General features: G+C 59.1%; 12 protein-coding genes. All 12 read right to left on the reverse strand.

Translation table 11 applies throughout. The features are described 5' to 3' along the window. The coding region (locus J122_RS08910; RefSeq protein ID WP_197463833.1) for a transposase at window positions 1-288 on the reverse strand (288 nt) is incomplete at its 3' end. A 65-nt stretch (window positions 289-353) separates the two neighbouring features. Continuing rightward, complete coding sequence (locus J122_RS08915) at window positions 354-815, reverse strand: hypothetical protein (protein WP_197463830.1); 462 nt, start codon at window positions 813-815, stop codon at window positions 354-356. A 132-nt stretch (window positions 816-947) separates the two neighbouring features. Then, window positions 948-1,823, reverse strand: a complete 876-nt coding sequence (locus tag J122_RS08920; protein ID WP_061331924.1) for a hypothetical protein — start codon at window positions 1,821-1,823, stop codon at window positions 948-950. Beyond that, window positions 1,798-4,662, reverse strand: coding sequence for a toxin VasX (locus tag J122_RS08925; RefSeq protein ID WP_061331925.1), 2,865 nt, complete (start codon window positions 4,660-4,662; stop codon window positions 1,798-1,800). The genes J122_RS08920 and J122_RS08925 overlap by 26 nt, the downstream gene beginning before the upstream one ends. Continuing rightward, window positions 4,655-5,521 carry a DUF4123 domain-containing protein gene (locus J122_RS08930; protein WP_061331926.1) on the reverse strand — a complete coding sequence of 289 codons (867 nt, stop codon included), beginning with the start codon at window positions 5,519-5,521 and terminating at the stop codon, window positions 4,655-4,657. The genes J122_RS08925 and J122_RS08930 overlap by 8 nt, the downstream gene beginning before the upstream one ends. Further along, window positions 5,521-7,608, reverse strand: a complete 2,088-nt coding sequence (locus J122_RS08935; protein ID WP_061331927.1) for a type VI secretion system Vgr family protein — start codon at window positions 7,606-7,608, stop codon at window positions 5,521-5,523. Before J122_RS08935 ends, J122_RS08930 begins: the two co-directional genes overlap by 1 nt. 102 nt (window positions 7,609-7,710) lie before the next feature. Then, on the reverse strand, window positions 7,711-11,304 hold the full coding sequence (gene tssM, locus J122_RS08940) for a type VI secretion system membrane subunit TssM (protein WP_061331928.1): 3,594 nt from the start codon (window positions 11,302-11,304) through the stop codon (window positions 7,711-7,713). Window positions 11,305-11,328: 24 nt separating this feature from the next. Further along, window positions 11,329-12,771, reverse strand: a complete 1,443-nt coding sequence (gene tssA, locus J122_RS08945; protein WP_061331929.1) for a type VI secretion system protein TssA — start codon at window positions 12,769-12,771, stop codon at window positions 11,329-11,331. 10 nt (window positions 12,772-12,781) lie between these two features. Further along, complete coding sequence (gene vasI / locus J122_RS08950; protein WP_061331930.1) at window positions 12,782-13,423, reverse strand: type VI secretion system-associated protein VasI; 642 nt, start codon at window positions 13,421-13,423, stop codon at window positions 12,782-12,784. Then, entirely contained in the window at window positions 13,420-14,985 is a 1,566-nt protein-coding gene (locus J122_RS08955) for a sigma-54 interaction domain-containing protein (RefSeq protein WP_061332068.1), read from the reverse strand. The genes vasI and J122_RS08955 overlap by 4 nt, the downstream gene beginning before the upstream one ends. A gap of 249 nt (window positions 14,986-15,234) precedes the next feature. Continuing rightward, window positions 15,235-17,922: a type VI secretion system ATPase TssH gene (gene tssH / locus J122_RS08960; RefSeq protein ID WP_082780544.1), complete on the reverse strand. Its 2,688-nt coding sequence runs from the start codon at window positions 17,920-17,922 to the stop codon at window positions 15,235-15,237. Next, the gene (gene icmH, locus J122_RS08965) at window positions 17,888-18,709 is read right to left on the reverse strand and encodes a type IVB secretion system protein IcmH/DotU (RefSeq protein ID WP_061331932.1); all 822 of its coding nucleotides are present in this window, start codon (window positions 18,707-18,709) and stop codon (window positions 17,888-17,890) included. The genes tssH and icmH overlap by 35 nt, the downstream gene beginning before the upstream one ends. Window positions 18,710-18,711: the final 2 nt, after the last annotated feature.

Genomic DNA, 18,711 nt, shown 5'->3' on the forward strand with positions numbered 1-18,711 from the left:
ACGGACGAACTGAGGCTCGAAGGAACCGTCCCGGTCACGGGGAGCCTGTATCGGTACTTCGCCGTGTTGGCCCTTCAGGCGCTTGGCAGAATAGCCGTTACGGCTGTTGCCGGTGCCACGCCCTTCAGGAGCGTGCTTCTCGTATCCGAGATGCTCGTCCAGTTCGGCGTTGAGTGCGGTCTCGACGGTGAGCTTGACCAGCTGCTGTGTGAGGGCTCCGAGATCTTTTTCAGACTTGATGTCCTTGGCCAGCTCGGCGGCCATGGCTTTGAGTTTTTCTTGATCCACTTGTGTACCCACGATGGTATCCTTTTGAAAAGATTACTCAGTCGTGGGCAGTTACACAATTTGGTTTACAGCCTCAACGGAATCAAGCTGTGCAAGAATTTAGGCCAAGTTTCATCTCGCACGCCAAACAGGGGGGACACCAAGATCAAAACGATCAGAACTATCGGAGACACAATATAAGCCCACACCTTTCCCAAAACAGAAATCATGTCGAAAAAACGCGCCTGAAACGCTAACGGTGCGTGCCGGAAGCATTCGTGGCTGTTCTCGACGTATAGCCCGAGCTTGTCAGCCAAATCTTCCTTTTTCTCCAGCCTTCGCAGTTTTTTTGGTGGATCATCGGACATGAAGGTCGGGGGCACCACCTCACGGGTATTACCCCATGGCAGACGAAGACTGGCAGACCGATCCAGTCCTGTCCGATTCAACTCTTCCGGCTGGTTTCTTTGGAGCGGAATGGCATTGGAGCAGTATGCATGCGGTCCATAGAAGTTATCCATCTTGGGCGCTGCAGATCCATTGTTCATAAATCCCCAAATCCTTGCGGAGACCCTGAGAAAATCTCGCTAACCGACATCGAATTCGGAGCTTCAATAACGGTTATTTCTCCCAAAAACATCTTCTATTTCTCGTGGCCACAGGAAATACTCAATCAGGGATCAATAATTGTTAGCCTTCCCAAAAACCTCCTCAACCTCTTTCGGCCACTTATACTTGAAGGGAGTATATTTCCACCAAAACATCGTTGGCATAAAAATAATTAAAACAAAATAGCTAAAAATACGCCTTCCTATCGACTTTGAACTTATATAATTACGATATGTGTCGTAATTAGCCATCACAAGGTTATCAGCATCCCCGTCAAAAATTCCGTCGTTGTAGTACCTGACAATAAAATTCCATCTCCGATACATATCCTCTTCCTTAAACCCGGAATAGACCCTCTTGCGCTGTAGCGGCATCTTGGGGGGCTTCCCGCAAAAGTAATGCTTTTCCCGCATGAACAGCTGGGCGTAATACTGCCGTTCCCACACAACGCCAGAGCCCAGATACTGCCAGTTGTAGGAAAAGGTCACCTCCAGCTCGTCCCAGGGAATCCGGTAAAACGTGCCCCGGTGCCCTACGTACACAAACCCTTCCTGCCGGTCCATCCGGACCGGCAGCGTGAGCGGAAAGAAAGTTTCAAACAGGTAAATGACCGCCCAGACAGGCCCGAAAGCGATCAAGACTCCGAGCAATGCCTTCGAATAAAACAGGCTAACAACCCAGCCCAATGCAAGGACAATGATCATAAACAGATTTATGACGACCAACTGCCCCCTTCGGAAAGTCAAGAAGGCCGTCCGGATATCCATGAACCGTTCGCTGATATAGGCGACGCCAACCTCCATTCCTTCCGAGGAATCGGACACCCCCGCCACCTTCAAGGCTGGAGGGCTGGCGAGCCGAGTTCCATGGGTACGGTACAGCTTCTTTTCCAGCTGTTGTTCCAAATCCGTTTCCGGAAAATCACACTTCAAAGGCGAGTTTTTCATCGACACTCAGCTCCTTCACATCGTTTCCGTCCAGAATGAAACGTAACCCGTTTTCTCCCGTAACTTTCCGGCCGTCCTTCTCGTACTCGATCAGCAATTCAAGCTGGTCCCACTTGTCGTGGTTGTAGTGAGTAAACCGGTACATAACGCCGTGGGGTGAGGCCTCTATCTCTTTCCTTCTATTGAATAGATCGGTAATTTCGTTCAAATCGTCGGCAGAGAACCAGTTTTTATCCACCTCAAACAGCTTGATCGAGACCTCGCACGTCCCGTCACTGTATCCCGGGAAGTAGATGATAAAACTCGTCACTTCCGACATGATCTGATACTCACCCCGGTTTATATCACCGTGCCGACCGATATGCTCCGTTATCCGCACAATGGGAGAGAACAGGGTGTAATAAAATGCATCCAGTTCCGCTTCAAAATAGCGCCTGACTTCAGCGCCCTCATCCTGAGAAACAATAACCCGACTTTCCTCCAGCAGCTCTCTGCTCGGGGGCCTGGACTGCTCATCCCAGTATCTCAACATGGGCGCGTTGCCCCAGAAGGACAGTGACAGGAAATCCTCGATCCGGGACCGGGCGATATATAGTTGTACCGCCGTGATGACGAAGGACACCGCAACCAGCACCGCGCCTACCACGAGCACAACAGTCACGCCCGCTCCGGTAACTGCACCCACCACCGCCAGGGTCGCCAGGCAAGTGATACCGATGCTCAGCCCAATCTGGGCCCCGGCCAGGGCCACCATCGCATGATGACCTGTATTCAAGGCCTTATAGCCAGTCCACCCTTCCAAACCTGTTGCCAGTAGAACACCTACATAGGGAAGGTACTTTACCGTGGCTTTCGCCAGACCGGTTGCAAAACGAGACAACGCCTTCAATTCCTTCAACCCACTTGGAGCCACCGACACCCGCATCCCAGTCGCAGACAGCTTTGTCCCCAAGGCTTTAGCGTATTCCTCCCTTATCAACAACCCACTGAGATTGACCACGCCTTCGCCAATGCTCCACAGGCCAGATAGAAAGTACCCCCACCGATCGATGACGGACCGGTCTCCCAGCATTACATCCTGCTGGGTCTTTTTCAGGCCGGAGAACAGACTTGCCATGTTAGCCGCGTGAAAGAAAGTCACCGCCCCAATGAACTTGCCCCGGTTCTGCTTGATGCTATCAACCACTGGGTCCAGCCGAGTATGAAGCCAGCCGAAGGGGTTGTCTTTAAAGTCTGGGGTCAGGTAGAACATGTCGATCAGGGTTCGGTTCAGGTAACTCCGCACCCTGGCATCCGCCATACTGGCGGCCAGTGGGGTCATTGTGTGTTCGGATAGGTTATGGCCCCCACCTTCCAGTGTTCTGCGGTGGACCGCCATGAGCAGGTCCGTCGCAGTATTCAGGGTTATTCCCTGCCGGTGTACTTCAATGCCATACCGGTCCCTGACCGCCTTGATCCATTTTTTCCACTGCGGCCACGTTTGAGAGTCTTTCGCCCAGGCCCCCATCTTTGCGGCGGGGGCGGCAAATTCTAGCATCAGGGTCTCGGTGGCGTTACTCGCGCGCACATACGCCGGCATGTCTAAGATACTGTCCACGATCTTCAGGCTGCCGTAGTCAAAGCCGGGTAGGTCTTTAAGTTTCTGTGTAATTCCGTTGGTGACTGATGCTAGGAACAAAGCAGTTTTCAGCAGGTTGCCGATCGTACTGGCTTCACCTTCCTCCGCAGCCAACCACTTTTCTGCATCTTCCTTGCCCTTTTCGGCACTGACATAACCGTCCAGAATATCGGCTAGCTCCTGCTCGACTGCCTCAAATCCCTCCGCGCAGTAACAGTCGTTGAACTCCAGTTTTCTGGCCAACTGGTCGGAGTCAACCCACCGTTTCCAGTCATCGAATACCAAGGCCCTAGCCTGGTCATACTCTTCAAGCTGCTTATAGTAGCCTTCAACGAATGCGTCTTTTTCCCAGGAACGAATTCGTTCTTTCAGTTCCTCGGTAACTTTCTGCTGGCCTTTAGACGACTTTTTCTTGCTGGCCTCGCGGGCGATGAGTGCGTCCACCATTTTGGAGATGGTGTAGGGATAGGCGTTCTCCTCCGCGTAATTCGTAATCAGGTTTACATAAAGGGCATGCAGTTGACCTAATTCGGAGGTGATGCCGATTTCATCATCAAGAACAATGCTGTATGAGAATTCCGTTTCTTTTTTACACAGCCCCTGCAAATCCGGCTCACTGACGCCTTGTGCAAAATCCGTCAGGCTCCACTCGAAATCTATTGATCCCTGCCGAAAATCTTCAACCACGCTATTTATAACTTCGGTTTCGCTGATATTTATGCCTTCACGCCTTTCAGTGAGTCCACTCAGGTCGAACGTCTGCATGTTCTCTTCACGGACTTGCGTATCCGTTCGCACAAGTTCCTGTATGCGTACTGACCATCGATGCCGTACGAATTTCAGCAACACCTTACCTTGCGCAGGGTGATGTATAGCAGGCAATGCACTTTGCGCTTCAACATCCGGGAGCAGTACCGAGTTAACGCCGGGCCGCACTTCCATTATCTCGCCTTGCTCGTTGACTCGGTACTCATGCAGAGTCCCGAAAACTTCGGAGTACATGTAGACCCAACCGGGTGTCAATTTTCGAACGCAGTAATGCGTGTTTCCGAGTTCAACGGAAGGCGCATGAAAGTTCGCAGGCAAGGCAACCTCTTCCTGACTGATTGCCCAGCGCACCGGATACAACGCGACGGTTTTAAGCTGCAGCGCGCACATTTGTACGGCTGAATTGATGTCATCAGAACCCTGCAAAAACGCCGAGCTGTTAGCACTACCCATGAACCAGTCCCTCCGTTGACTTTTTCTCTGCGAATTCTGCAATTCGCGCTATAGCCCTGCCTGGCGCTTCGGAATTTTCTCTCCACAGATTCATCACTTCACTATCCTCGAATGCATGATGCCCGAGCCAGCCAATGGTATTGATATACAAGGCGATATCGCGGGCGCTGTATAGCCCCCGTGCTTTCGCCGCGTTGACTAGCCCGGACACTGCATCCCAATCCTGTTCATCTGCGTCAGATTGTTGAAGCAGGTGAGGGAAGTAGTTCGAAGTGTGGAGCTCGAGTTTCCTGAGCGCTGTCTGCTCCGCCGCCCTTTCCATGGCAACCTGGTGTTGCTCACGAATATTGAACACTTCTGCCTGCTGCACCCTATTGGGTTGATCATTATTAAAATACGCCCACTCACCTGTGCGGCGGTCCTGAATGGCAAACAAGCTGCAAGGCCCCATCAATTGATTCAGATCTTCACCTGATGAATCCGCCTTCAACAGATGCCGTGCGATTTCAGGATCATAGAACCGGAAAACAACGTCATCATCCGTGACCAACCGGGCCATAAGCAATCCACGTAGGTGGCCCATGACCTCTTCAAATGGGCAGTCCGCCTGCAAAACAATGGCAGCACCCAGGTGCTTCCACTCCTCGAAGCATTTAAGCGCCAAAGAGCTCTCTATTCCCGCTTCAACCAACCAGGGTGAGATTTCCAACAGATCGGCGAGCTCAGTTCCCCTGTATAGCGCATCGCATTGAGGCGTTTCTATCTCACGATAAATAACCTGAGCCAAGCCATTCACTTTTGCACCGTCAATAAGAAGAAATGTCTTACTGTCGCCTGGAAGGGTTGCCAGATTACCCATCAGATCGCACCTTGTGATTCTGGTGAGCAGATCTGACAGATACCCTTACCCTGGTTTGCGGCATTCCTAATGGCGCGTATCTGGTCGGGCTTCGCCATCGGCCTTTGGGGTGTCCCTGACAGCACGACAGGAGCGACTGTTCCACCTCTCTTCTCCACCAACCCGGGCCTCTCCGGCACCTGCACCTTCTGCCCGCTGCCTTTCCCGGCAGCCCCACCGACATTCATCTTGATACTCGCACCACCCAAGGCCACGCCGCTGGGGTCGATCTTTATGAAGCTGCCACCGGCTTTCAGGGTGATTTCGGCTCCTGCTTCGATCACCGCTTTTTGGCCGGCTTTGATATGCAGTTCGGTGCCCGAGTCACTGAGCCAGGCGGTGCCGGCTTTGAGGTGCAGGGTGCCGGTGACGTTGAAGCTGTGGTCTTTGCCGGTTTGTTCGCGCTTTTCGCCGTCCACGGTGTGGTGGCTGCTGCCTTTGGTGTGGCTGAAGCGATTGTTCTCCACCGTCAGGTGGCTGTCGTTCTTGATGACTTCGGTGCGGTTGTTTTCGGTCAGCAGGTCCAGGTCTTTCTGGGCGTGAACGTAGATTTGCTCTTGATCAGCTTCGTCTTCAAACCTGAGTTCGTTGCTACCCTCACCCTTGTGAGTCTTGGTTTTTAATGTGGTCCGGGTTTTGTGTTCCGGCAGCGCGTACGGCGGTGTGTTGGTGGCGTGGTAGGTTCTTCCGGTGATGATGGGCTGGTCCGGGTCGCCGTCGAGGAAGGAGACGATGACTTCGTGGCCGATTCTGGGCAATGCCATAAAGCCGTATTGGCCGCCGGCCCAGCCCTGGGCGACGCGTAGCCAGGCGCTGCTGTGTTCGTCGTTTTTCGAATAGCGATCCCAGGGGAATCTGACTTTCACCCGGCCGTACTGGTCACAGTGGATCTCTTCACCCTCGGGGCCGGTGACGATGGCCATCTGGGGGCCGTCCATCATCGGTTTGTGTTTGCGGAAGTTGTAAACGGTACGCCAGGTTTTGTCCGCCGGGATGGCGGTGAAGTCGTTGTGGTAGCTGGTGGGTTCGCTGCCACCCTCTTCTTCCATGGCCTGGGGCTGTTTGCCGGTGTGGGTGATGGCGGTCAGTAGCCATTCCCGGTTCAGGCTCTGGCTGTCGTGTTCCTGCAACTCCACTTTGGCGCCGGGGGTGAAGTCCGGGCGGTTGCTTTCGCCCTTGGCCAGGGAGGCGTCGTTTCTCAGAGCGTCCAGTCTGGCCTGGGTGAAGGGCTGGCCGCTGGCGTCGGCTTTGTAACGGCCGGGGTAGTCGTAGTGTTGATAGTCTTCTCTATGGTTAACACCGCCAGCACTTTGTTCATGCATCAGGGCGTAGGCTGGGTTTTTGAAGGTGTAGTCCTTCATGGCCACGGAGGAGGCTTTGATGCGCTCTTCGTATGCGAAGCTGAATACACAGGCCTGTTTGCTGCTGCCGCCGGCCTGGGTGTTGCAGGGCACCGGGTCCAGTTTCGGGGCGTCGCCGTGGTGGTCGGCAATGATCAGGGCCGGTTGTTCTTCGCCGTCCACGCTGCCGTGCTGGTAGCGGTAGTGCCAGCCTTCTTCGGCGGCCAGGCGGTTGATGAACTGCAGGTCGCTTTCCCGGTGCTGGACGCAGTATTCCCGTTCTTCCGGGGGGCGCTTGAAATCAAATACGGTGTCGATGATGCCCCGCTCTTCCAGCAGGGTGCGCACGATGGCATCGGTGGTCTGGGTCTGGAAGATGCGGCTGTTGTGCATCAGGCCCAGACGCCAGGCCGGGGGCTGGATGACCACTTCATAGGCGGTGCGGCGGTGGCCGGTATTGCCGCGGACGAACTCGTTGACCACGCCGGTGAAACGCCGCAGGGGTTGGCCGTCTTGCCACACCACCAGGTCCACCGGTTGTTCCAGAACGTCAGCAGCGGCCACATCGGGGTCGGTGCTCGCCAGTTCTAACCGGCCATGAAACAAGGAAGACAGCTGTTCGGCCAGCTTAAAGCCAACTACCGAAAAGTGATCTGAGGGGAATTCGCCTACACGGGCGGTGAACTGCAATCCGCTTGCCTGGGGCATGACTTCGGTCCCTGAAGAATGAACATTTCCGTTTCAGCCGGCACCATCCGGGTGCAGGCTCCGGTCAACCCGGGCATTCAAGCCCGGGCGACGGGACACAGTTTAATACAAGCTGCGGGGTATGCGGTACCCCGAGAGCAGCTGCTGTGTGAACGGGTTGGTATTACTGGCCGCATGCAGGCGATATCGCATCTCGCCATCGTCCACGGTGAACTTCACATCCACGGCATTGCTGCTGACGCCGGCAATTTCCGCTTTATCCAGCAACCGGAACAGCGCCCAGGGGCCGCTTTCCGAGATACTTCGGGGCGAACGGTTGACCTGAATCGGCACCAGAGTGATGCGGCTTTCCACGGAATCCCGCAGGGTGTTGGGCCAAACCAGCGGTATGCTCTGGCGTGGGCCGTGGGAGAACTCCACCAGCTGGCCGTCGATGTTCACCACCGCCCGGCGCTTGTTGTTGGTGAGGTTCAGGGGTTCCAGGGCAAATTCCACATCCAGCGTGCCACTGCGGGTGAAGAAGGCCTGGCGGATCTGCCTTGCGCGATCCAGAGAGGCCACCACGTCGCGGCGCACCAGACTGGCCCGGCGGGCGTCGCCCACATGCTCGGGATGGTCTTCCAGGAACAGTTTCAGGTTGTCGTTGTAGAAGGTTTCCAGGATGCCATCCGGGGCGAAGAAGCGCTCGAAGTCCTGCAGTGCGGCGTCGCGACCTGCACCGGCGGTGAACGGATAATGCCGGGCCAGGTTCTGCTGGAACGGCTGGTAAACTTCCCGGTACCACTCGCGCTCCAACTGAGCCACCGCACGGTCAAGCACCACGCGCCAGCTTTCCGTGGCCAGTCGGTTGAGCACGCGGTTCAGTGGCTCCGGCTGGTGGTTGGCCATGCGCTGCAGCGTGAAGATGGGGTCTGCCCCCTGCAGGCCCATGCGGGCACGGGCGGCGCTGAGCGCGGCTTTGCCGGCATCCGGGGACTCCTGGATGTTGCGCAGGTATTCATGCAGTTCACCCACCACCTGCATGATTTCATCCAGGCCAGAAGGCTGGTCACCCTGCTTGCGGGTCAGCCGGTTCAGGTCGGCGAACTGGCGCTCGATATCCTGCAACATACGGAAATGGGGCGACTGTTCCAGCAGTTTTCGGGCGGCCTCGGCTTCACCGTCACCCACCGGGATCAGGCGGGTATTACTCTGGACCTGGCCAAGGAACCGGGCCAGGGGTTCGTGGCCGCTGGTCAGGCTTTCCAGAATGCGCACGCCGTGGTTCAGGTCTTCAAACCGGTGGACATCCAGCCGGCTGACGGCGGTGCGCCAGGCTTCCGCATAATTCTCGGCATACAGCGTTTGCAGGCTGGCCAGCAGCTCTGCCTCGTCCGCCTTGCTGAAATCCACATCGTTACGCCGGCCCAGCACCCAGGCATCCACCAACGCCAGTTCGGTAACCGAACCGGATTTGCGCAGGAACCACTTCTCCAGGCCTTCGCGGGTCAGCAACGCAGGGATGGACAACGGATCCTCTGCGGACGGTAATTCATCACCCAGCGGTTCGCCGTAGGCGTCCATGCGGGTGAACACGGTGGAGAAGGCCGGCCCGGAGCTGCGCGCCAGCTCCAGCGGTGCCTGGAATTCCCGGTTGGCTTCCACCTCCAGATCACGGTACACGCGGTCTGGCGTGCTGACCCGGCCCAGCTCATGCTGCGCCCACTGCACGCTGCTGCGGAACGGTGCCAGTGCCATGGTGGCGGTCTGGTCGCCCTCGGCCGCCATGCCGGCCAGGTTGGTGTGGGCCATGGCGTATTGCAGGTGGCCATAGAGGCGGTTCTGCACCTCCCGCTGGCCGGGGAAACGGTTCTGCCAGTAGCTGCGCATGTATGCGGCAACAAGGTCACTGCGCCGACCGCTGGCGTCGTACAGCATACGCAGCACCCGCAGGTGTTCCAGTCGTTCGGTGCTGTTGTCAGGTGCCCGGCCCATTTCTTCCATCACGCCGAACATCAATGCAGGCAGGTACTGGTAGGCCAACATGTCGAGGTAGGCGGCATCCACTTCCGGTCCCACTTTGTGGCCCTGATACAGGCCCATATCGGCTACCAGGCTCCACTCGTTGCGGTAGTCGCCGAACGCCATGGTGGCCTCGCGCAATTCATCCAGCGGTTGCAGCAGGTTACGGCCGGTGCTGTCGGGCTCGTAGCCCACCGGCTGCCAGTTATTGATAAAGGCGTTTACCCGGCTTTCCACCTGGGCGGCGGCGTCTGCGTTCTTGATGAAATAGTGCTGCCAGCCGGCGGTCATGCCGGCACCGGCACACACTGCCACGGCGGCGGCCACAGCCACTTTGCGCCGGCGTTTGCCGACCACCTTGCGGTTATCGCCGGCCAGGCCCGCTTCCGGATAGATCACCTCCGGGAACAGCCCTTTGGTAAACAGGCTGACCGACTGACCGCCTCGCTGGGCCGGCTGGATGGGGCTGGTCATCTGGTAATTGTGGGCAGCGGCAGAGACAAAGGCATCTTCCGGCACACCTTCCTGCAGCACCGAGGTGAAATAGGTCCCACGGACCAAGGCAGGCGTGGAGAAGGCATCGGCCGACAACAGGTCGGTCAGGAATTGTTCCATGGTGGTTTTCAGGCCCGCCAGCTGGCGGGTGAACGAATAGGCCGCAGCCCGCTCTTCGTTATCGCGGGTGTCCGCCAGGACATCCGGCAGGCGCTGGCTGATCTCATCCACCATCTCGTTGTAGCGGTCTGCGAACTGCTCCAGCCACTGATCGTGATCCTGCTGGCCATCCAGTCGGAAGGTGAAGCCCAGTGCCTTGTCTTTCTCGGCTTTTGACAGGGTACGCACGAACGGCGCAAAGCCGTACATCAGGTCCATCTTGGTGAAGGTGACATACACCGGCAGCCGCGAACCCAGCTGTTCCATCAGCTCCCGCAGGCGGGTGCGCAGCAGGATGGCGTGGGCTTCCCGCTGCTTATCACTGGCGGTGCTCAGGCGGGCCAGATCCACGGCCAGAATCACGCCGTTCAGCGGGCGCTGGGGACGGCTGCGCTCGAGCCAGCCGATAAAGTGGTTCCACAGCCGGTTCTGGATTTCGCCGGTGGCGCCTTCGCCCTGGTTCTGGCTCAGCAGTTCGCCGTCCGGATCGATCAGTACACCGTTATCGCCAATCCACCAGTCAAAACCAAAGGGATTGCGGTCGCCCCGGTTATTTCGGGTAACGTTGGTGAGGGTATAGGTTTGCCCTGCCCGCTGAATCAGGCTGGTCTTGCCGGCATCTTCCAGGCCCATCACCAGGTACCAGGGCAGGCGGTACAGGCCTTTGCGGTCGGGCAGATTGCTTTTCAGGGCCTGCAACTGGCGGTCCAGCAGGCGCTGCTGCCGGCGTTCCATGGGCAGGATCGGATCTTCCTGTTCCTGCTGCTCCTCGGCCTTGGCTTTATTCACCTTGCCCAGCCGGCGAGCCAGGGCCATACCCCAGAACACCACCACCAGCAAAATCACACCCAGGGTCACCAGGGCCCGCATCTGCCAGGCCATCAACGGGTACTCTCCGCCAATTTCCAGGCGGGGGCCCAGCCACCAGGTGGCCACCAGCAAGGCGATGACCGCCAGCGCCAGGGTGACCGGTGCGGCGTTACGAAGATGAGGCAGTAGCCAACGACCAATTAGTAAGGCTTTTCTCCACATGGTTTCCATTCCTGCGTTTGATGCGTGCGGGCGTTACGCCAGTCGTTCCAGTTGTTTGATCAGGCCGGGTTCCCAGTCTTCCAGAACCAGGCCTCGGACCTGCCCTTGCAGGTCCTGAATCTGTTGCGCGGCCATGGCTTTCAGGCCGGTTTCTTTCAGCAGCTTGGCACTGGCCAGGCGCCAGTACAGCCGTTCCCGGGGTTCCCGGGCATCGGCCAGGCCTTGTTCCAGCAGCTCCAGTGCCGCCGGCAGTTTGCTCTGCCTTGCCAGTTCAACCGCACTGTCCAGCGCCTGCTCCCAAGGGTTGGCGCCACCGCCGTTGCCTTTGACCGTCGCCGGTGCGGTATGCATCCAGTCCGCGGCATCGTCACTGAGAAAGGCGGTGCCGTCATTGAAGGTCAGCTCTGCCAGTTCCGGCAGCCTTTCCACAAAGGCTTTCAGGGCTTCCCGGATGGCTTCGGCGCAATCGCTATGGCCCAACGCCATTGCCGCCCGGGCACTGAGCCAGTGGCCATCCAGCCAGAACGGGCTGACCGACAGGCTCTGTTCGATACGCTGCCAGAGTTCGTTATCCGGGGTTTTATCCAGACTTTCCTTGTACTCTGCCACCCGGTCTGCACTCACAGCAGCCAGGTCTGTTCGCTTGCCATCCCGGGTGGGCGGCAGACTGGTGATGCTTTGCCAGATGGCATGGCGGCGCATCTGGTAACCCAAGGGGTTTTCCGGCTCAGTGTCGGTGAGCAGTTCAGCCACTTTCAGCAGGCTCTGGCGGGTCGCCCGCTCATTACTCGGGTCCAGTGTCAGGTTGCCCAGTGAAGCGCTTGCGGCAGTGGTAGCCGCCGGCTTGTTTACTGCCGCCGCTGCCGGCTGGCTCGGAGCGGTTTGAGGCTCCCCGACACTGGCCTGGCTGCCAGGCTGGTCTGGTTTGGGCAGTTTCTCTGCCGCCCGCTTCAGATCAAACAAGGCGTCACCCGGCAGGTCTTTGGCTTTGGCCTGGTCATCCAGCTTGTCGATCAGGTCCAGGCAGTACTGGCGGCCATCACCCACGCTGGCATCAAAACTCAGGCTCTCCACACCTTTGAGGGCGCGCTGCAGCATCTGGGTAAACAGCATTTTTCGGGCACGCTGGCCCTTGGCGCCGGGATAGGGCCAGGCGTTTTCCCACCAGCCATCCAACACCCGGTGCAGCAGGTACAGTGACAAGGCAAAGCGTTCGCCGTCGCCACTGCGCTGCAGGCTGAGCATCAGAAACCCCAGCACCTTGATGTCTTTGCTGCGGTCTGCCAGCAGCTTGAGGGCCTCGCTCTCTACCTTGTTCCAGTCGATGTCGTTGTGGGCCAGAGAACCCACTTTCATCACTTCGTCTTCCAGGAACTCCAGGACCGGGTCTTCGGCCAGGCTGTCGCCGGTGCCGCTTTCCCCCGGAATCGCACCGAGTACCTGTTCAACGTAAGGGTGTTGTTCAATAACCTGCATCGTTGCCCCCTTACCAGCCACAGGCCTGACGTAGTGGCCGGATCGCTTCTGCATAACCAGAGAGATCAAACAGCAACCCATCCAGCTCCTGGGCTTCGGCGTGAATGCGGGCGTCCGGCTGCCCGACGATTTGCTGCACTATGCGGATTGCCGGTAAGCCCCGGCCGGCACTGACCACCAGGCCGTCATCCCGTACCCGCCAATAGGCTCGCTCGGGCCCCAGTGCCACCTCCACCCGCTCCCGGTTGATGGGTTCCGGCAGCATGACGGTCAATTCGGTGATGTTGTTGTGGCACTGCAGTGCCAGTACTGGTCGCGGAGGCTGCACGCCCAGCGCGGAAACGGTTACCAAGTGGCCAGCCGCGGCACCGGTATCCCGATAGGTCACCCCGGACGCATCCTCACCACTGGCCTGGGCAAAGGCCCGGCGCCAGCGTTCGGACTGGTTGACCTCCGGCACCCGCCGACCCTCCTCGTAACGGGCCAGTGGGGTGGCAAACACCTCATCAAAACAGGCCAGCCGGTCGAGCCGGTTGGCTTCGGCCGTGCAGGCCTCGGCTTCCGCCAGGCGGGTGTCGGCCAGCGTGACGGTGCTGGCCAGCACCATGGCCAGGCCGAACAGCCCGGGTTGGATTCGGTCTTTCAGGGTCATACGTCAGTTACCTGATACTTCAGACATTTATGGGCCAGGGTACGTTTTGGCAGGCCCAGGCTTTCAGCAGCCTGGGCACGGTTGCCGCCGTACTGGCGCAGTCGTTCACGGATAATGGCGGCCTCGAAGGCCTGGGCGGCGGCTTTCAGGTCGCGGATGTCATCCGCCACCGGAACCCCCACCATGGTTTTCGGTTCAACACTGGCATCCATGGCCGGGCCTGGATCGGCAAACAGGTCATCCAGGCGTAACACTTCCGGCTGGATGTCATCGCCGGCGGGCGTTTGCAGGCAGGCCAGTTCCACGATGTTGCGCAGTTCCCGCACGTTGCCGGGGAAGTTGTAACCAGCCAGTGTGTGCAGCGCGTGGCTACTGATACCCAGTGGGCCACTGCCTTCGCGTTCGGTGTACAGGCGAATGAAGTGCCGGCTCAGGGCTTCCAGATCTTCCGTGCGTTCGCGCAGCGGAATAACCCTCAATGGAAACTGGCTGAGGCGATAGAACAGGTCACGGCGGAAGCGGCCGTCTTCGATGCCTTCCTGCAGGGGCTGATGGGTAGCCGCCACCAGCCGGAAGTCGGAGTGCTGTTCATCCCGGGCGCCCAGGGGGCGGAACTGGCGGCTTTCCAGTACCCGCAGCAGTTTGGACTGCAGGGCCATGGGCATGTCACCGATTTCATCCAGGAACAGGGTGCCGCCATTGGCCTGTGCCAGAAGGCCCTCTTTGGACTGGTCGGCGCCGGAGAAGGCGCCTTTGGTATGGCCGAACAGTTCGCTTTCCAGCAGGGTGTCGGGGATGGCAGCGCAGTTGACCACCACCAGCGGACCATTCGCCCGGTCGGACATGTCGTGGATGCCCCGGGCGACCACGTCTTTGCCGCAGCCGGTTTCGCCCTGGATCAGCACAGACAGCTGACTGCCGGCGGCACGCACCACTTGGGCCCGGAGGTTCACCATGGCTTCGGAGTTGCCGACCAGGGTGTGGGCCAGTTTTTCACAGCGCTGGCGCAGGGTTTCGGCGTCGTGCAGGTGGTCCAGGGAGCGTTTAAGCATGCGCCGCTGCCAGACCTGGTCGCGGGTTTGCAGTTGGCTGATCCACTGATGCACCAGCAGTTGTTTGATGCCGGCGTACAGGGGCTGGCCGACGATGCCTTGCCAGTCTGGATGGTCGCTGCAAAGAACGAGGATGCCGAGGGTGCGGCCGTCTTCGCCGGCGAGGGGTTCAAGCCAGAGGCTTCTGGGGCGGTCGCTGGCGTCGAACAGGGTCTGGAAGCCGAGGTGGTCCAGGCGGTAGCTGGCGGCGCGGGTAAGCTCTCTGGGCTGGCCGGTTTGCAGTACATGGGCAAACGGGTGGCTGAAGTCGCTGCAGTCGAATTCGCTGGTGTCGCCCAGTTGGCCACAGTGGAGGGTTCGGCCGCTGAGGTCGAGTTCGAGGGCCCAGCATTTGGTGAGGCCGAAGGCTTTTTGGAGCTGGCTGGTGGCGGTGTTCAGCAACGCAGGCAGGGTGTCCTGTTTGATGAGTGCCACCGCCAGATCTATGCCGGTGTGCAGTTCCTTCTGCATCCGTCCCATTGCTATCGTTCCTTCTTTATGGAGATCGCCGCCCGCACACCGTGGGGGATAGCTTTCCAAAACACGCCGTGAATACATCCTTGTCCGCTCCGCTGCCGTTCGGCGCCCGCACACTGCGGGGTTAAGTCTTCCAAAACACGCCGTGAATACGTCCCTGTAGGCTCCGCTCCGCCATCCATGGCTCCGCAGGGTTTTGGAAGACTTAACCCCGCAGTGCGCTGCTTTCAGCGAGTTTCCACGCTAGGCGACTGTTCCTGTGAATTTGTTTTCGTTAACTCCAAGAGTGACCTTGGTCACCGGCTCTCTTGCCGCCAGTTTTTCCAGCAGCGCCAGGGACACCGGTGGCAATAGTTCGCCTTCGATGATCGACTCCAGCATCCTTGCACCGTTTTCACTGCGGGTGGCGCGGCTGCGGATGGCTTCTACCAGGCCGTCTTCCAGTTCCACGTCGGTGTGGTAACGGGCTTTGATCTGGTCGGCCAGGCGCTGGAGTTTGTCGCCAACGATGCGGTTGAGGGTGTCCTCACCCAGCGGCAGGTAGGGCACCACTTCCATTCGTGCCAGCAACGCAGGTTTGAAGAAGTTGGCCAGTTCCGGGTACAGGGCTTCTTCGATCTTTTCCGGTGCTTCGGCGTGGTTGACGATGGTCTGGTAGCCGAGGTTGGAGGTGAGGAAGAAGACGACGTTTTTGCAGTCGATCAACCGGCCTTCGCCGTCCGCCAGCTCGCCTTTGTCAAAGGCCTGGTAGAACAGGTTGAGGACTTCCGGGTGGGCTTTTTCGACTTCGTCGAGCAGGACCACGGAATAGGGCTTCTGGCGGATGGCTTCGGTGAGGATGCCGCCTTCGCCAAAGCCCACATAGCCTGGGGGTGAGCCGATCAGGCGGGAGACGGTGTGCTTCTCCTGGTATTCGGACATGTTGATGGTGGTGAGGAACTGGCGGCCGCCGTAGAGCAGTTCGGCCAGTTGCACCACGGTTTCGGTTTTACCAACACCACTCGGGCCCACTAGCAGGAAGGCGCCCATGGGGCGGCCGGGGCGGCGCAGGTCGGCGCGGGCGGTGAGCAAGTGCTGGTGCAGGCAGTCGATGGCGGTGTCCTGGCCTTTGATGTGGGCCTGCAGGTACGCCGGCAAGTGTGTGATTTTCTCCAGTTCGTCGGTGGTCATGCGATTGACAGGAATGCCGGTCCAGTCGGCGATGACTTCGGCGACCTGACGAGCGTCCACGCGGGCATGGACCAGGGGTTCATCAGCTTGCAGCTCGGCCAGTTCCTGTTCGATGGCGGCGGCTTCGCTTTTCAGGTTCGGGCGTTCTTCGTGCTCGGTCTCGGCCAACTCAACATCAGCGTCATCGGCGGATTCGGCTTCGACATCACCCAGCAGCAATTGTTCGCGGATGTCGACCAGCCGGGCCACCAGCTCGCGCTGGTCGTTCCAGCTTTGCTCCAGGGCTTCGGCTTCGGCGGTCAGGTCGGCGATGCGTTGTTCAAGTTCCTGTTCCCGCTCGGCGTCAACGTTCTGGCCCAGAGTATGTTCCCGGCTCAGCAGGTCCTGTTCCATGGCCAGTTGGTGCAACTCGCTGCGCACGTGGCTGAGACGGCGCGGAGGTGTGCTCAGGTTCAGGCTGACCCTGGCGCAGGCGGTGTCCAGTACGTCGATGGCTTTGTCCGGTAATTGGCGGCCGGCGAGGTAACGGGCAGACATTTCCGAGGCGGCTTTCAGGGCGCTGTCGGCGACCAGTACCTGATGGGCTTTTTCGTAGACAGTACGCAGGCCCCGGAGTATGTGGACGGCTTCGCCCGGGGTCGGCTCGTCCAGGGCGACCGGCTGGAAGCGGCGGCTTAGGGCCGGGTCTTTTTCGAAGTATTTCTTGTACTCGCGCCAGGTGGTGGCTGCGATGGTGCGTAGCTCGCCCCGGGCCAGTGCCGGTTTCAACAGGTTGGCGGCGTCGGAGCCACCTTCGCTGTTGCCGGCACCGATCAGGGTGTGGGCTTCGTCGATGAACAGGATGATTGGCGTAACAGAACCTTTAACGGCTTCGATCACGCCCTTCAGGCGCTTCTCGAATTCGCCTTTGACCGAGGCACCGGCCTGCAGGGCGCCCATGTCCAGGGTCCAGAGTTCAACGGTTTTCAGTCGGTCCGGTACGTCACCGTTGACGATGCGCAGGGCCAAACCTTCCACCAGGGCGCTTTTGCCCACGCCGGCATCACCCACCACAATCGGGTTGTTCTTGCGGCGGCGGCAGAGGATGTCGATCATCTGGTCGATTTCGGCATCCCGGCATACTACCGGGTCCAGTTTTTCTTCCCGGGCCAGTTTGGTGAAGTCGGTGGCGTAGCGCTTGAGCGGGTCCATGTCGGTATCCGCCACAGGCTTGGCAGAGCCGTTTTCCGTCAGCTGCGGGCGTTCGACGGAACCTTCCGTGAGGCGGTCGAATTGTTTGCGCAGCTGTTCCCGATTGATGTCTACCAGGGCCTGGGCCACCCGGGGCATCAGGTAGCGGTCGGCGTTCATCAGCAGGGCCAGGAATACGGCGCCGGAACGCAGTTCGGTGTGGCCCAGTTCGGTGGAGGCCAACAGCCAGGCGTCCTGCATCAGTTCCACCAGCAACGGCGAGAACGAGGGATAAGGCTCGGCGGTCTGCGGCTCGCCGTTCAGGCTGTCGCCCACCAATGGCTGCAGTTGCTGATGATTGATGCCGGTGTGTTCCAGAATCTGGCGCACGTCAGAGAACGGCGTTTCCAGCAGTTTGAACAGCAAATGGGCCGGGGTAATCTCGGCGCCCTGGCGGCTGATGCACAGGGCGGCGGAGGCTTCCAGGGCCTGGCGTGAAATGTCGTTGAGGCGCCCGATCAGCGCCGGCAGTTCTACCCGAATCACAGTGATATCCTTATTTCGGTAGTTGGTCCAGTACGCTGAGCACATCCCTGATGCGTTCGTTCAGCGCGACGTTGTACAAGTGGTAAATGCCCGCCATGGCGGCAATAAAAAGGCCGCCGATACCCCACAGGGGCAGGCCGCTGCGCAGCCGGTTGCGGGCTGGAGCTACGTTCTCCGTGGCATCGGCCAGCGGCTGCGGGTCCCGGTCGGCACGGAGTTCGCGGAGTTGCTCATAGAGGCCGCGAACAATCCGGTCGTACTCATCCCGGCCGTTCTCCATTACCTTGTAACGGCCTTCAAAACCCAGGCACAGGCACAGGTAAATGAAGCCCAGCATATCGCGGTAGCGCCCTGGCTCCTTTTCCATGCGGGCAAGGATGGCGAATACCTTTTCCCCACCCCAGGTTTCATTGTGGAAGCGGGACAGCAGGGAGTGCTGGGACCACACACTATGGGCGCCCCAATCGGTGCCCAGCACCGCTTCATCAATGAAGGCGCAGAGCACGTAGCGATAGGCCACCACCGTCGGGCGTTCATAGCCCTGCTCGATCAGCTCCCGATCAATGGCCGCCACTTCGTCGACCACCTGCTGGTACAGGTTTTCCACGTCCCGGAAATCCGCCAGCCGGCGGACCCGGATCACCAGGCCCAGCAGTGGCGTGGCGGCGTCGATCAGGCGGTTTTCTTCCAGCCCTCGCAGCTGGAAGCCGGCGTTGTCGAATTCGGTTCGGGAGCCACTGTTGCCGGCGTCCGCAAACAGAAGGTCACTGAATGCACTGTCACCCGAATCCCTGGTGTTGTCTGGTCTGTCCATTACCGGTGCATCTGCCATGG

The organism is Marinobacter excellens LAMA 842, from assembly GCF_001574445.1.
Classification (GTDB): domain Bacteria; phylum Pseudomonadota; class Gammaproteobacteria; order Pseudomonadales; family Oleiphilaceae; genus Marinobacter; species Marinobacter shengliensis.